13 protein-coding genes and 2 tRNA genes are annotated in these 14,563 nt (G+C 52.9%); 4 read left to right on the top strand and 11 right to left on the bottom strand.

Features of this window, described 5'->3' with window-relative positions; all coding sequences use genetic code 11:
• Positions 1–22: 22 nt before the first annotated feature.
• The 3 genes from KJS42_RS15455 to KJS42_RS15445 form a co-directional block, all read right to left on the bottom strand.
• On the bottom strand, positions 23–1,687 hold the full coding sequence (locus KJS42_RS15455) for an ABC transporter substrate-binding protein (RefSeq protein WP_213623356.1): 1,665 nt from the start codon (positions 1,685–1,687) through the stop codon (positions 23–25).
• Between the two features lie 434 nt (positions 1,688–2,121).
• Entirely contained in the window at positions 2,122–3,123 is a 1,002-nt protein-coding gene (locus KJS42_RS15450; RefSeq protein WP_213623355.1) for an ABC transporter ATP-binding protein, read from the bottom strand.
• Positions 3,120–4,109 (bottom strand): ABC transporter ATP-binding protein, encoded by a 990-nt coding sequence (locus KJS42_RS15445; RefSeq protein WP_193418114.1) that lies wholly within the window; start codon positions 4,107–4,109, stop codon positions 3,120–3,122. Before KJS42_RS15445 ends, KJS42_RS15450 begins: the two co-directional genes overlap by 4 nt.
• Positions 4,110–4,636: 527 nt before the next feature.
• On the opposite strand from KJS42_RS15445, the gene KJS42_RS15440 reads away from it, so the two are divergent.
• The gene (locus tag KJS42_RS15440; protein ID WP_213623354.1) at positions 4,637–5,155 is read left to right on the top strand and encodes a glutathione peroxidase; all 519 of its coding nucleotides are present in this window, start codon (positions 4,637–4,639) and stop codon (positions 5,153–5,155) included.
• Between the two features lie 84 nt (positions 5,156–5,239).
• On the opposite strand, the gene pstA is transcribed toward KJS42_RS15440, so the two are convergent.
• The 4 genes from pstA to KJS42_RS15420 all read right to left on the bottom strand — a co-directional run bounded on the left by pstA (position 5,240) and on the right by KJS42_RS15420 (position 9,453).
• On the bottom strand, positions 5,240–6,121 hold the full coding sequence (gene pstA, locus KJS42_RS15435; RefSeq protein ID WP_155606319.1) for a phosphate ABC transporter permease PstA: 882 nt from the start codon (positions 6,119–6,121) through the stop codon (positions 5,240–5,242).
• A gap of 3 nt (positions 6,122–6,124) precedes the next feature.
• Positions 6,125–7,075, bottom strand: a complete 951-nt coding sequence (gene pstC / locus KJS42_RS15430; RefSeq protein WP_244868508.1) for a phosphate ABC transporter permease subunit PstC — start codon at positions 7,073–7,075, stop codon at positions 6,125–6,127.
• Between the two features lie 70 nt (positions 7,076–7,145).
• Positions 7,146–8,006: a phosphate ABC transporter substrate-binding protein gene (locus KJS42_RS15425; RefSeq protein ID WP_155606317.1), complete on the bottom strand. Its 861-nt coding sequence runs from the start codon at positions 8,004–8,006 to the stop codon at positions 7,146–7,148.
• Between the two features lie 25 nt (positions 8,007–8,031).
• Positions 8,032–9,453, bottom strand: coding sequence for a stalk domain-containing protein (locus tag KJS42_RS15420; RefSeq protein ID WP_213623353.1), 1,422 nt, complete (start codon positions 9,451–9,453; stop codon positions 8,032–8,034).
• 171 nt (positions 9,454–9,624) lie between these two features.
• Between KJS42_RS15420 and KJS42_RS15415 the strand changes: the two genes are divergently transcribed.
• Positions 9,625–10,005, top strand: a complete 381-nt coding sequence (locus KJS42_RS15415; RefSeq protein WP_167521210.1) for a PilZ domain-containing protein — start codon at positions 9,625–9,627, stop codon at positions 10,003–10,005.
• Positions 10,006–10,088: 83 nt separating this feature from the next.
• A tRNA-Gly gene (locus tag KJS42_RS15410) sits at positions 10,089–10,162 on the top strand.
• Positions 10,163–10,861: 699 nt separating this feature from the next.
• On the opposite strand, the gene KJS42_RS15405 is transcribed toward KJS42_RS15410, so the two are convergent.
• The 3 genes from KJS42_RS15405 to KJS42_RS15395 all read right to left on the bottom strand — a co-directional run bounded on the left by KJS42_RS15405 (position 10,862) and on the right by KJS42_RS15395 (position 11,722).
• Positions 10,862–10,935: transfer RNA gene (locus KJS42_RS15405), tRNA-Arg, on the bottom strand.
• Positions 10,936–11,022: 87 nt separating this feature from the next.
• Positions 11,023–11,373, bottom strand: coding sequence for a hypothetical protein (locus KJS42_RS15400; protein WP_244868507.1), 351 nt, complete (start codon positions 11,371–11,373; stop codon positions 11,023–11,025).
• A 34-nt stretch (positions 11,374–11,407) separates the two neighbouring features.
• Positions 11,408–11,722, bottom strand: coding sequence for a hypothetical protein (locus KJS42_RS15395; RefSeq protein ID WP_193418119.1), 315 nt, complete (start codon positions 11,720–11,722; stop codon positions 11,408–11,410).
• Positions 11,723–11,893: 171 nt separating this feature from the next.
• Here KJS42_RS15395 and asnB point away from each other — a divergent pair, with 171 nt between their 5' ends.
• Entirely contained in the window at positions 11,894–13,738 is a 1,845-nt protein-coding gene (asnB, locus tag KJS42_RS15390) for an asparagine synthase (glutamine-hydrolyzing) (RefSeq protein WP_213623351.1), read from the top strand.
• Between the two features lie 188 nt (positions 13,739–13,926).
• Here the strand turns inward: asnB and KJS42_RS15385 are convergent, their stop codons facing one another.
• Positions 13,927–14,562 carry an XTP/dITP diphosphatase gene (locus KJS42_RS15385; RefSeq protein ID WP_213623350.1) on the bottom strand — a complete coding sequence of 212 codons (636 nt, stop codon included), beginning with the start codon at positions 14,560–14,562 and terminating at the stop codon, positions 13,927–13,929.
• Between the last annotated feature and the right edge of the window lies 1 nt (position 14,563).

The raw sequence follows: 14,563 nt of genomic DNA, 5'->3' as shown, positions 1-14,563 counted from the left end.
AGAGGCGTTAAGATACCGCCTGTTATTCGAAATAGATATTGCTGTAGTACTCCGTACCTGTCGGCGCCGGAACATAACCTTTCAGATTTGCTTTCGCTGCCAAGAGCGGCGTCGTATGCACGAGCGGAATCCATGGAGCGTCGGCTTTGATAATTTCTTGAGCTTGTTTATACAACTCTTCACGTTTCGATTGCTCGGTTTCTTTTTGCGCCGCGACTAATAATTCATGAAGCTCGTCGTTCGCATAGTAGCTGTAGTTGTTAGACGGAATCGCGTCTTTGTCCAGCAACGTGTACAAGAAGTTGTCAGGGTCACCGTTGTCGCCGGTCCAGCCCAGCATGTACAGATCGTCTTTCTCGCCGGCTTGTGCATCATCCAGATAAGTGGCCCATTCCGGAGACTCAATGACAACCTTCACGCCAACGGCTTCGAAGTTTTGTTGAATGACTTCGGCAACTTTCTTGCCGTCTGGCATATACGGACGGGATACTGGCATGGCATAAAAGACGTATTCACCAGGCAAGCCGTTCGGATAACCTGCTTCCGCCAGCAATGATTTAGCTTTCTCTGGATCAAACTCGTAATCGGCGATGCTGTCGTTGTAGCCCCACAGGGACGGCGGCATCGGGTTCTTGGCAGGTTCCGCTTGGCCGGCGAAGAAAGCGTCAATGATCGCTTGCTTGTCGACAGCATAGTTCATCGCTTGTCTTACTTTCACGTTGTTAAACGGTTCTTTCTTCGTGTTGAAGCCGACGTAACCAACGTTGTTGGAAGGACGCTCGATCTTTTGCAGGTCCGGGTTGGCTTCCAGCGTCGCCAGATCGTCCGGGCTCAAGTCTTCCATCAAATCGATCTCTCCGCTTTGCAAGGCATTGAAGCGTGCAGAGTTGTCCGGAATCGAGCGAACGATGACTTTATTCAGCTTCGGAAGGCCTTCTTTCCAGTAGCTTGCGTTCTTCTCCAACGTGATCGAATCGTTGCGTTTCCACTCTTTGAACACGAATGGACCTGTGCCAACCGGTTCGTTCTTGAAGTTCTCCTTCTTCTCCTGGATGGCCGTCGGGCTGGCGATTCCGAAGGAGGTCATAGCCAGGTTTTGCAAGAATGGAGCTTGCGGCTGGTTCAATGTGAATTCTACCGTGCTTGGGTCAACGGCTTTAACCTCTTTAATGACGCGTTTGCCGTCCGGACCAAACATGGAATCATAATAGTCGAAGGAGTCGCCTTCGAATTTGAATTCGCTGCTCGGATCCGTCCAACGGTTGAAGTTGAATACGACCGCATCGGCGTTAAATTCGGTGCCGTCATGGAATTTCACGCCTTGACGCAGCTTGAAGGTGTATTTCAAACCGTCATCGGACACGGTCCAGCTGTCGGCCAGGGAACCCTGAACCTCTGTAGTTCCTTCTTTGTACTCCAGCAGGGAGTCGAACACTTGGTGCGCGATTTTCAGCGATTCTCCGTCCGTGACGATCGCCGGATCCAGGGATGCAGAATCCCCACCGCGACCGACAATCAAGGTGTCTTGGGCGGAATTAGCCGGAGCGTTCGCTTCCGTATTCGTACCCGCATTGGTTCCGCCAGTATTGCTGCTGCCGGCATTGTTGTTCCCTCCGCAACCCGTCAAGGCAACGGCTGCGCTAAGCATCATGACTAAAACGACACTACTCCATCTCTTTGCTTTCATATTGTGGCTCCCTTCTGAATCACGATATATAATTTCTTGTTTATAAGAAGCCGGGCTTAGTTCCCAGCTATAAACCATTATGGTAGTTCAAAACGTCATCCTTCGATCACGATGCAAGTCAGGTGAAGCATCATCGGCGTCGAATCTTGAATTTAGCCGGTCCTTCCGTTGCTCACGTAGCTTCCAGCTACGCTCCGCTACTCACTCCCTAGCTTCATCCAACCTTCTCGGTGCTCGAAACCTAACCTTTTGAACCTTTATTGAAATGGTAGTTCAAAACGTCATCTTTCGATCACGATGCAAGTCAGGTGAAGCATCATCGGCGTCGAATCTTGAATTCAGCCGGTCCTTCCGTTGCTCACGTAGCTTCCAGCTACGCTCCGCTACTCACTCCCTAGCTTCATCCAACCTTCTCGGTGCTCGAAACCTAACCCTTACGCTAAACTCGCGCTTCCTGCCGTCTTCGCTTCCGTGAACAAGTGACACGCCGTCAAATGGCCCGCTTCCGTCTCGGCCAACTCTGGGCGGTGCGTCCGACAGACCTCCATCGCCATCGGACACCGCGTATGGAACGCGCAGCCGACCGGCGCATTGGCCGGGCTGGGCACTTCGCCCTGCAGGATGATCCGTTCTGCCTTCTTGTCCGGATCGGGCTCCGGAACCGCGGACAGGAGCGCCTGCGTGTACGGATGCTGAGGCGCCGAATATAACTTGTGCTTGTCGGCGATCTCGACGATCCGGCCTAGATACATCACCGCGACCCGATCGCAGATATGCTTCACGACGCTAAGGTCGTGGGCGATAAAGATATAAGTCAAGCCGAATTCCTCCTGCAGATCCTGAAGCAGGTTCACCACCTGCGACTGGATCGACACGTCGAGCGCCGAGACGGGCTCGTCGGCGACGATCAGCTTCGGCTGCAAGGACAACGCCCTTGCAATGCCAATCCGCTGCCGCTGTCCGCCGGAGAACTGATGCGGATAACGCTGCAAATGACTTTGTGTCAGGCCAACGACGTCGATTAATCGGTCGATCATCGCTCGCCGTTCCTTGGCGTTGCCCACGCCGTGTACGATCAACGGTTCCTCAAGGATACGTTGTACGGTATGGCGCGGGTCCAGCGATGAGAATGGATCCTGGAATACGATCTGCATATCTTTGCGTTTCTTACGCAGCGCTTCCGGAGACAGGGCCGTGATTTCTTCCCCTTCAAACATCACTTTCCCGCCGGTCGGCTCGATCAACCGGAGCAAGGAACGGCCTGTCGTCGATTTCCCGCAGCCGCTTTCCCCTACCAGCCCAAACGTTTCGCCCTTATACACCGTAAACGAGATGTCGTCCACTGCTTTGACGAATTGTTGTGTCTGGCCGAACCAACCGCCCCCGAGGGGATAGTATTTTTTCAGATGCTCTACTTGCAGTAATGGTTCACTCATACGACTTCCTCCTGTGGCGTTTCATGGAGCCAGCACCGGCAGTTGTGCGCCGTTTCGTATTCCCTCAGTTCGGGCAGCTGTTCCAGGCAAATCGGCATTGCGTGCGGACAACGTTCGGCAAAGCGGCACCCCTTCATCTGAGTGTTCAAAATGGGCACGTTGCCTGGGATGGAGAACAGTCGCTTGCGTTCCTCGTCCATACGCGGCACTGACTTGATCAGCCCTTGCGTGTAGGGGTGCAGCGGATTTTTGAAAATATCCCGTACACTACCTTCCTCTACGACCTTTCCGGCATACATGACCGCAACGCGGTGGCACATTTCAGCAACGACCCCAAGATCGTGGGTAATCATCATCACGGCGGTACCATTCTCTTCGTTCAATCGCCGAATGAGGTCAAGGATTTGCGCCTGGATGGTCACATCGAGCGCCGTAGTCGGTTCGTCAGCGATCAGCAGCTCAGGATTACAGGAGATCGCCATCGCGATCATGACCCGCTGCCTCATCCCGCCGGATAACTGGTGGGGATATTCGTCGATAATGGCTTCCGGTCTTGGTATGCCGACCTTTTTCAGCATGTCAATCGTATGCTCGCGGGCTTCCTTTTTACTTAACCCTCGGTGCAACCGGACCGTCTCTCCAATCTGCTGGCCGACCGTAAACAATGGATTCAGCGACGTCATCGGTTCCTGAAAAATCATCGAGATGGAGTTCCCGCGAATCGATCGCATTTCCCGTTCTTTCATCGGGACGATATCCTGCCCTTTAAACAAGATCGACCCGCTGGTGATTTTGCCGGGAGGCTGTGGGATGAGCTTTAAGATCGACAATGAGGTTACGCTCTTGCCGCAGCCCGATTCCCCAACGACGCCTAGCACCTCCCCCGGATTGACATACAGGTTCACGCCGTCCACCGCAGGGATTTCGCCTCGATCGGTAAAAAAGTGGGTGTGCAAATCCTCAATCTGCAAAATGGGTTGAATCATGTTACAGCCTCTTTTCCTGAAAAAATGGAATGTCGCGGTTTCGACAATGTCCGTCAATGGCAGACAAATGTGCAAACGTTCTATCTTGCTGTGATTTGCTAAAGCAACAAGTTATACAACTACCTTCCAACTCTGTTTTGCAGAAGGTCGGACCCTGTCGTTCTGTCCCTATAGAGCGGACGAATGTATATTCTCACTTCCTCACTGCAACCAACTAAAGTCCGAACTTAAGCAACCGCTGTGATCAAAGCGATATATGATAAATCACATTTTTTTGCCGTTTTTTCGCTAAAAGTGACGATTAATCGAACTATGGTCAATTGAAGTGTTAAGTTAACTGACACAAAACAGAAAAATGTTTGTTTGATAAGTTACTTTACAGCATTTTCACAGGATAGACAATAGAAAATTTCTTAATGTCATGTCTATGACAGCTATTCTTCGGGCGATCTATTCAAATTTGAAATATTGGGAACTTATGGAGTAGAATAGAGGTAAACGTTATCAATTATGCGAGAGGTGATGTTATGAGTTCAGAGCCTAAGGGCATCTACGATATCGAGGTCCGTACCATCTCGGGCGAAACAACGACGCTTGCACCTTACCAAGGCCACGTACTATTGATCGTGAACACCGCCAGTGCCTGCGGGTTGACTCCACACTATGCTGGGCTGCAGCACCTGTACAGCGAATACAAGAACCAAGGCTTCTCCGTCCTTGGCTTTCCTTGCAACCAATTTGCGGAGCAGGAGCCGGGAAGTGAAGAAGAGATTAAGACGTTTTGCGAAACGAATTATCAGGTCACCTTCCCGCTCTTCGCTAAAATCGACGTTAACGGAGCGCAAGCTCACCCGTTGTACCGATATCTGCGGGAGCATACGCCAGATCCTTACGACACCGGTGATATCGAGTGGAACTTCGTGAAATTCCTTGTGGACCGGGAGGGAGCGATCGTCAAGCGGTACGGCGCCCGCACCGAGCCCGCGGAAATCGAATCGGATATCCGGGATCTGCTGACCCGTCCATCAGCAAACCACGGTGCTTGAGAACTAACAGGTATACCGCCAAAATAAAGCCGCAGGAGCAAATCGCTCCCGCGGCTTTTCAAGTTTTCCTTCCTACGCCTGGCATTATCTCTTCAGTTTACGATTATTGAACCAGAGCGGTACGCGGAACACCAAGTTGATCAACAGCACGACGAACACGAGTACGGCGGCCGATTTGTCGGCGATCTCCCGGGCATCCTCGACGATCGCCTCCGATTGGACGTACCAAAGATGAACGGCCAAGGTTTCTCCGGGGGAGAACAGATTGAAGTCCCACATTTCTCCCGAAGTACTGAGTCCTGCCGTCAAAATGATGACGGCCGACTCCCCGAATGCGCGGCCTGCCACCAGACAGATTCCGGTGACGATCGCCTGCATCGCCACAGGGATCACGACCGTACGGATCGCTTGATAATGGGTGGTACCCAGCGCGTAAGCCGCATTTCTGAGATCGTTTGGCACGGCGCGAACCGCCTCTTCCGTTACCCGAGCCAGCATGGGCAGGTTGAGGAATGCCAGGCTAACCGCCCCGCCAAGGATCGTGAGGCCGATCCCGAAATATTCCGCGAAAATCGCCAAGCCCAGCATGCCGAAGACAATCGAAGGCACGGAGGACAACGATTCCACGCAAATGCGCAGCACTTCTGTAAACCGATTGTTCGGTGCGTATTCCGCCATATAAATGCCCGCGCCGATGCCAATTGGAATCGAGATCACCAGCGAGAGGAAGAGGACGTAAAAGGAGTTGAACAGCATCGGACCGATGCCGCCGCCGGCATCGATCTCCTCCGGCAGCTTGAACAGAAACCCCCAGGAAATTTGCGGCAGCCCTTTGCTCAGGATCGTAAACAGCAGCCAAGCAATCAACAGCAAGATCAGCGCTCCCAATCCATAAAAGACACCGGTGGCAGCGCGGTCCCACAGCAAGGAACGGCTAAATTTTCGGGATCGTTGAAACCCGTTCATTGGCTACACCTCTCTCTTTCGTCCGACGTAGCGGATGAGCAAAATCAGGGCGAAGGAAATGAGCAGCAGCAAAAACGCCATCATATGCAAGCTGTAATTCCAAGTAGATTCGAACTCTACGTTGGAGATTTGCATGACGATATTACTCGTCAACACCGAGGCGGGCGCAAACAGCGACTTTGCCAGCTGAGGCGTATTCCCGATGACCATCACCACAGCCATGGTCTCGCCGATGGCGCGGGTCATCCCTAAAATGATAGCGGCAACGATACCCCGTCCGGCCGCCGGCAGCACGGCTTTAAAGATGGTCTGCAACCGAGTCGAGCCCAAGGCGTAGGAAGCGTCGCGATACTTCTTCGGTACGGCCGAGATCGCATCGTCGCTGATACGGCTGATCGTTGGCAGTATCATGATCGTCAGAACCAGTGCGGCAGCCAGAAGCCCGTCGCCCAAACCCTCGCCGCTCAGATCGCGGAGGAATGGAAGCAGCACCGTCAACCCGAGATACCCGTAAACAATCGAGGGGATGCCGACCAGCAGGTCCAGCAGCGGACGGATGATTTTTTTGAGCCAATTTGGGGCGATTTCTGCGATCAGGATCGCCATCCCTACGGAAATCGGAACCGCGATGATCATGGTCAACGCAGTTAAGGACAACGTGTTAATGATAAACAATGCAGCACCGAACCGATCCTCCTCCGGCGTCCAATTGAAGGAGAAGAAGAATTCTGCAAACGAAACCTCCCCGAAGGTCAGAATCGCGGTCCTGCCGATAAAGAAAACGACCATTGCCAGTACGAGGCATAAGGCCAAAATGCTGAACAGAAAGTAATTCTTGAATAGCCGGTCCATCAGCCGTGCCCGTTTATTCCCGGCCGTTAGGCCATGCGGGTCACGCTGGGGTTTGGATGCCGCTCCGGCGTGCGATGCGGTATGTTGAGCAGGTAGATTCACCCTGGTTCCTCCCATGCGTAAGACCAGCCCCGTAGGTGATGGGGCTGGCCGGGTTAATGCAAGCTTCTGCTTATTTCATTGCCGAAATCGGAATGAATTTCAATTTTTTCAGGGAACCTTCTTGGAACTTCTTGCTTTGTACGTATTCGATAAATGCTTTTGTCGCGCCGGTTGGTTGACCCTTCGTCATGTAATAACCGTACGACCAAATTTTATATTTGCCGTTGATGACATTCTCCACAGAAGCTTCAACTCCGTTGTGCTTCACGGCTTTAATGTCTTTCCCGCTGATATACGTTAAATCGATGTAGCCGATCGAATTCGGCGTCGTGGCTACGGCTGTTTTCATGTCGCCGCTGGAGCCAACTTCCTTGTAGTTCTTTTCTTTTTTCACGATATCCCCGCCGCCGAGCGCTTTGGCTTGGTAGTTAACGCGTGTGCCCGAGCCAAACGAGCGAGTAATAACCACGATATCTTCGTCATCGCCGCCAACCTCTTTCCAGTTGGTGATTTTACCAGCGAAAATGCCCTTCAGTTGCTCGGTCGTCAGACTGTCCACGCTCACGCTCTTATTCACGATCGTAGCAAACGGAATCACTGCGACTTTGTTGGCTACTTGCCCGTCGAACGCCTTAAATCCGGGAACGTCTGTGCTGGCATCCCAGTCGCAAGCGCCGATTTGCGCGATCCCCTTCTTAACCGCTTGAGGTCCAGTTACGGAGCCTTTACCGGAAGCAGCGATCTTCACTTTCGGATGCAGCTTTTGAAACTCCTTGGCGGCTTGCAAAGTCAGAGGCAGCAACGCTGTCGAGCCGTTAACCGTAATTTTGCCCTTAAGGTCATCTTTCGCCCAAGCAGAGCCCGAAATCGTCGTCGACAGCAGTACTGCCGAGGCTACCGCGACCAATGATAATTTTTTCAACCAGTTCATTCAAATAAACCCCTTCCGAATCCCATTATTTTGTCAGCTCTGTCGATTTGCCGCTTTGAACCAAGATTACCTTGCCGTCCTCGATGAGTACGATCGTTCCATTCTTCGCTACGGACCATTCGGAGACGGACGCTTTGGTGCCATACAATTCCGTTTTCGCGCCGGTTGGAGCCACTTCAAACAGATGGCTTCCGTTGGCATCTTCAGCAAGAATGACCAACTTACCGTTAACTACGCGGCTCGATAAGACGTCTGCATCGGCGACCAAGTTACTGATTTTGGTACCGTCTGCCGAAATCAGCTTCAGCACACTGCCGTCCGTCGCCCCGTCGGGATCGGCACTGATATATGCCGCGCTGCCGTCGGAAAGCAGGGAAAGATACAATTTGTTGTCCAGTTCTTTTGTCAATTGCACTGGTTTAGCGTCCTTCTTGCCAAGCTCCAGAGAGTATACTTGCGTCCCCGCTTTAGAGTAATCGATGGTCAACGATTCCTCCGTGCCTTCTTTATCCGTTTCGGCTTTGCCGGTCACGTTAACGAAATACACCAGCTTCTTCTCGTCCGGAGACACTTGAACCTCGGCTTTGTTCTCCACTTTATCCGCCAGCACTTCCGTCACTTGAGCGGTATCCAGGCTTATGTATGCGATCTTCTCTTGTTTGTCGCCTTGGATGAAATAGATTTTCTTGCCGTCCGCCGACCAGGTCAAATCCGTCTTCACCGTGGTGTCGGAGCCAAGCTTCTTCACGGTACCGTTCCCTGTATTGATCAAGAACAAAGCGCCATTTTCATCCGTAAAGGCCGCTGTGGTAAGGTCAGGCGACAAGGCAGCCCCAGTGAGATTCCCGTTATCGGAAAAGAGTTCAAATTGTCCGTTATTGCCCAATTTGAACAACTGTGCCGTTTCTGCATCGTCCTGGCTAACAATGATACTGCCAGCTGCGTTGAACCATGGGGCGGAGAATTGGCCGCTCAAGCGTCCCGTGCTGCGAACCTCGCCTGTACCCGGGAGCACTTCGCCTCCTAGTGCTTGAATCAGCGTGGCAGGTTCTACGTAAAGCGAGCCTTGTACGGATTGCGGAGCAACCGTAAACTGAGCGCTAACTCCATCGACCCGATATGCCTTCGCGCCAGCTTTCAAAGTGACTGCGTGTTGCCCCAGGCTGTCGGTAACGGTCAATTCGGCACCGGATTGCTTAATGGTTGCCCCGAGTCCACCGGCCAAGTCGCGAAGCGAGTACAAGACCGCTTTGTTCACCGACACGGATTTCAACGACACTTTGGTTCCGTCGATGACTACGCTCTGATTCACTACTTTCAGCTGGCTTACGCTAGATTTGGCTGCGGCCGTCTTGTGGCCGGCTTCAGCTGCTGCGCTTGATGCCATCGCCGTCGTCGCTACGACCGCGGAGGCCAAAATCATCCCCAATACCTTACTCGTCTTCATTCATTTCACCCTTTTATATTGGCATATGTAACTACGATTTGATTGTCGTATACAATTGTTAAATCAATTCTCGTAGATTGTAAGGTTATGTAAAAATGTAAAAAAAATTTCGCCCTCTCCTCCTTTGAAAAATCCATGTATCTCTCGACAAATTTCGCTATAATCTTATTTATGACAACAACTAGAAGAACTGAACCTTTCCGTTACTCTCTGTATCCGCCGATCGAGGCCTCGCTTGAAATCCTATCCATTGATGGGCAACCGCTGCCCTGCAAGCCCGCTCAGATCGATCTAATCGACATCAGTAAATCGGGCTGCCGGGTCCGCACCGAATTGAATCTGCACGCGTCTTCTCACGACTTGCGCATCCTACTGCATGTACGGTTAAGTGACGAGATGCGCACCTTTCCAGGGGAAATTCGCTGGCAGAAGGAGCTTGAGCCCTCAAGCCAACATTACGGATTACGCCTGGAATTGAACCCCGAAGAAAAGGAGAAACTAAACATCGAGTTAAGAGGGATGGCAGCAGCCCGAAGAATCATCGTCAAGTAACAAGCAAAAGCCCCGACCGGTAATATTTGGCGGGGCTTGATTCTCTTCTTGGTTCGCGTTATAATATTTCTTGCTTAGCTTTTGCGGGTGTAGTTCAATGGTAGAACGCCAGCTTCCCAAGCTTGAGGCGAGGGTTCGATTCCCTTCACCCGCTCCATAACCTAGTAACCTCCAACCCCTTTGATCTCAAAGGGGTTTTTGATTTTTTAAATTAGTTGGACGACGGTCCTGTATCGAGGTACTCTCACGCATCGCTCGAGACTTCACACGTCCGCCCTGCTTGTTTGGGCAGCCTAGCTTCGATGAATTCCCTAAGGAGAGCTCGCCCCAATTTAGGACATAATGAAGTAGAATGATACCTCTGTCCGGAAGGATCATTAACTGGAAAACCTACACTTCATTTTTCGGTTTTGTCTCTTGGGGACGGTACGAAGTGGAAAATCTACAGTTGCTTTTCCTGATTTCTCGTTTGGAGGCTATTTCGGGTAGATTTAACTGTAGGATTTCCAACTCAATTATTCCTTTTGCCTGAAAACAACGAAAATAGATGTAGAAAATCCATCTAGCTCAACCCAAATCGGGAACACGAGACTCCGCTCCTCCGCCCCGCTTGCGCGGGCGGTTTCGCTTCGACGAACCCCTGATGGGGTTCTCATCCCAACCTGGGACGCAACAAAAAAAAGCACCCTTACGGGTGCTCTGTCTGTCCCAGTCGGGGTACTCTCGCAACGCTCGAGACTCCGCTCCTCCGCCCCGCTTGCGCGGGCGGTTTCGCTTCGACGAACCCCTGTTGGGGTTCTCATCCCAACCTGGGACGCAACAAAAAAAAAGCACCCTTACGGGTGCTCTCTTGTTACGTCCCAGGAGGGATTCGAACCCCCGACCGACGGCTTAGAAGGCCGTTGCTCTATCCAGCTGAGCTACTGGGACACAGGTATGAAAAAAGGATGCGTTAATAATTATAGCGCATCCCTTTTGTTTTTTCAAAGCGCTTTTTGGCAAAATCTTGGCGTGGTCTCAAGTAGGCAACTGCTCCAGCCGGGCGGCAATCTGCTCATTGGCGAGCAGGTTCTGCAGAAACTCCTTACGTTGAGCTTCCGGTTCCGGCCACCCCCGGTCTCCGAACTGTTCTTCCGCCACGTCGGCGAACGCCTGATGCAGGCTATTATCGTACCAGTCGATCTCCAAATCGGCATCGCTGCGAATCATTCGGATGATTTCATACTCGTTTTCCGCCTTAGCACGAGCCACGTAAACAAATAGATCGGGGTCGCCCACCGCCCCCGGGTACACCTGAATCACCGCGCAGGGCCGGTCTTGATGCTCGTCCATCCGCCGAAACTCAGCGTCCTTGATATAATACGTCACAGGTGTTGCTCCTTTCGGGTGGAATCCAAAGAAACTACAGCTGAGCCGCAAAACCGGAACGCTCCATTTGCGCCCGGGTCTCTGCCGTACCCAGCCGATAAATCTCACGGTACAACGCGTTCAGGAGGCTGTCGTAGCTGCGGTTCACCTCGCCCTCCGGCGTATCCGGCCAAGGGTACGTAAAAGCCAGAAAGCCGCTTTCCTCCTTCTCCCCCAACTGCTCGAGCATATGGCTTAAGGTGTCCGCCTCCTGGCGGGTTGCTTGGACCTCCCATTCGTACGCCGCGGCTCCAGGATCCTCAAGCAGCGAGCGCCCTTGAACAGAAACGAAAAAAGGCCTCTTTTCCAAGTGAATTCCTCCTTCCTATTGCTTGTATTCACCTCGTGCTTTGCCGCCCTCAAGCCATAGTTTTCCATAATGGACAGACATTTTATGCCCTTGTTCGGCATAATTTGTTAATACTTTTCACCCGGTCGGCAAGCGGGGACTGTAAAGCAATGCGGAGAGGAGATAGCAAAAATGTGCGGAATAACCGGCTTTATCGAATGGAACCGGGACTTGACCAAAGAATCGGATCTGGTATTATCCATGACGTCCTGTCTGGAAAAACGGGGACCCGATGCCCAGGGAACTTGGATTTCCGGCCCGTGTGCTTTCGGACATCGGCGCCTTAGCGTCATGGACCCCGAGAATGGGGCCCAGCCGATGATCATTCATGAAGACGATGCGGTGTTTACGATTGTATATAATGGGGAGATTTATAATGCTCCTGAACTGAAGGCTGAGTTGCAGCGGAGAGGACGTAAGTTTCGTACCAACTGCGATACGGAGGTGTTACTGCAATCGTATATCGAGTGGGGGCCGGATTGCGTGTACCGGCTGAACGGGATCTATGCGTTTGCGATTTGGGACAGCGTTCGGGAGCATGTTTTTTTTGCCCGGGACCGCCTTGGGGTAAAACCGCTATTCTACAGCGAAATTGACGGTACGCTGATCTTCGGTTCCGAGCCGAAGGCGATTTTACGCCATCCAAAGGTGGAGCCTGTCGTTGGGCCCGAAGGTCTTGCCGAAATTTTCGTCATGGGTCCGGCGCGGACGCCTGGCCATGGCGTATATAAGGATTTGAAGGAGCTGCGTCCGGGTCACGTCATGATCTTCAGCCGCAGCGGGTTGCGCAAATACGCCTATTGGAAGCTAGAAGCCGAGCCGCATACGGACAATGTGGAAGAGACCGCAGCCACCATTCGCAAACTGCTGCAGGATACGATGGATCGCCAGCTCATCTCTGATGTGCCGGTGTGCACCTTGCTGTCCGGAGGTCTGGACTCCAGTGCGCTGACCGCGCTGGCCGTTGATTACTACAAGCGAACCGGCCAAGGTCAAGTGCATACGTATTCGATCGATTACGTCGACAACGACAAACATTTTCAAGCTCACAGCTATCAACCCGGCGCAGATGGCCCATGGATTAAGCGCATGGTAGAGGAGTTACAGACCGCCCATCATGCGATCCAATTCGATACCCCCGAGCTGGTCGATGCCCTGCCCGATTCGACGATTGCCCGCGACCTTCCCGGGATGGCCGACGTTGACGCTTCACTGCTGTTGTTTTGCCGGGAAATCAAAAAAGGGGCGACGGTCGCCATCTCCGGTGAAGCCGCGGACGAAGTTTTCGGCGGATACCCCTGGTTTCACCGTGAAGAGCTGCTGAATTCAGGAACGTTCCCGTGGTCGGTGGCGACGGGACTGCGCGCCGATTTGTTGTCACCGGAAATCCGCGAATGGATCAAACCGGAACAATACATCGCCGATCGTTACAGCGAAGCGGTAGGGGAGACGCCGAAGCTGGAAGGGGAGACGGGGGAACGGGCCCGGATGCGAGTGATGTCATACCTGAACATCACGCGGTTCATGCCCACACTGCTCGACCGCAAAGACCGCATGAGTATGGCTGCCGGACTGGAGGTTCGCGTTCCTTATTGCGACCATCGACTGGTGCAATACGTCTGGAACATTCCGTGGGAGATCAAAACGACGGGGAATCGGGAAAAAGGCATTCTGCGCAAAGCGCTCGAAGGCATCCTGCCTGAAGACGTGTTGTATCGCAAAAAAAGCCCTTACCCCAAAACGCATAATCCGAATTACCTTACCGCGGTGCGCGATCAGATGCTGAAAATTCTCGACGATCCCACCTCGCCGATCCTGCCGCTGATCGATGCGGACAAAATCCGCGCTATCGCCGCATCCAAGGAATCGTCCTCCAACCTGCCGTGGTTCGGCCAGCTGATGAGCGGCCCACAATTGTTCGCTTATTTGTCGCAGGTGAACTTCTGGCTAAACAAGTACAACGTGAAAATTCGTTAAGAAAAAGCACAAAAAAGCAAGCCGGGATCCCACAGGGGACCTGGCTTGCTTTTTTTCTGCCGCTAACTGGAAAACCTAATGTTCATTTTACCGATTCTAGCGCCTCGACGTAAATTAACGGTATTTCCTGGCGTTAATTTCGGGCGACTAGGCCTTTTTGGGCCTTTGGGGCAAAATGAACCGTAGACCTACTTCCCTGCGGCTGCCCCGCTCAGCTTCTCCGACAACGCTCGCAATGCAGCGCCCCGATGGCTGACAGCCTGCTTCTCCTCCAGCGTCAGCTCGGCGAACGTCTTGTCGTAGGCCGGCAGATAAAACAGCGGGTCATAACCAAACCCGCCGCCGCCCGCTGGGTCGGAAGTGATCCAGCCTTGGGCTTCGCCGGAGGCTTCGATAAACTGCCCATTCGCCGGATCATACAAAGCCAGGTGGCAGACAAAACGCGCCGTGCTCAACAGCGGCTGTTCCGTATCTTCGCCAAGCCGCCGCTTCTCCAGCTCGGCAAGCAACTTCTCGTTGTTGTCCTCGTCGTTGGCGCCTTCCCCGGCATATCTTGCCGAGTAGACGCCCGGCGCCCCGTCCAACTGGTCAACGCAGAGCCCCGAATCGTCGGCCAGCACGGGCCGGCCAAGCGCGTCGCCGACCATTTTGGCCTTCTTACGGGCATTCTCCGCGAACGTTGTTCCATCTTCCTCAACTTCCGGTGCCTCCGGATAATCGGCCAAGCTCTGGACCTCTTTGCCTAACGGAGCCAACGCATGGGCGAACTCCTTCACTTTCCCGGCATTGCGGGTCGCAACGATAACCACCGGTCCTTCGATCATG

The organism is Paenibacillus sp. J53TS2, assembly GCF_018403305.1.
Taxonomy (GTDB): domain Bacteria; phylum Bacillota; class Bacilli; order Paenibacillales; family Paenibacillaceae; genus Fontibacillus; species Fontibacillus rhizolycopersici.
The sequence above is the reverse complement of the archived record's forward strand: the minus strand, read 5'-3'. Positions and strand labels throughout refer to the sequence as shown.

Coding starts and splice junctions, on each gene's coding strand:
- pstA (WP_155606319.1), bottom strand. CDS start 6,121: ATGAACGGGTTTCAACGATCCCGAAAATTTAGCCGTTCCTTGCTGTGG.
- KJS42_RS15385 (WP_213623350.1), bottom strand. CDS start 14,562: ATGATCGAAGGACCGGTGGTTATCGTTGCGACCCGCAATGCCGGGAAA.
- KJS42_RS15415 (WP_167521210.1), top strand. CDS start 9,625: ATGACAACAACTAGAAGAACTGAACCTTTCCGTTACTCTCTGTATCCG.
- asnB (WP_213623351.1), top strand. CDS start 11,894: ATGTGCGGAATAACCGGCTTTATCGAATGGAACCGGGACTTGACCAAA.
- KJS42_RS15440 (WP_213623354.1), top strand. CDS start 4,637: ATGAGTTCAGAGCCTAAGGGCATCTACGATATCGAGGTCCGTACCATC.
- KJS42_RS15450 (WP_213623355.1), bottom strand. CDS start 3,123: ATGAGTGAACCATTACTGCAAGTAGAGCATCTGAAAAAATACTATCCC.
- KJS42_RS15425 (WP_155606317.1), bottom strand. CDS start 8,006: ATGAACTGGTTGAAAAAATTATCATTGGTCGCGGTAGCCTCGGCAGTA.
- KJS42_RS15420 (WP_213623353.1), bottom strand. CDS start 9,453: ATGAAGACGAGTAAGGTATTGGGGATGATTTTGGCCTCCGCGGTCGTA.
- KJS42_RS15445 (WP_193418114.1), bottom strand. CDS start 4,109: ATGATTCAACCCATTTTGCAGATTGAGGATTTGCACACCCACTTTTTT.
- KJS42_RS15455 (WP_213623356.1), bottom strand. CDS start 1,687: ATGAAAGCAAAGAGATGGAGTAGTGTCGTTTTAGTCATGATGCTTAGC.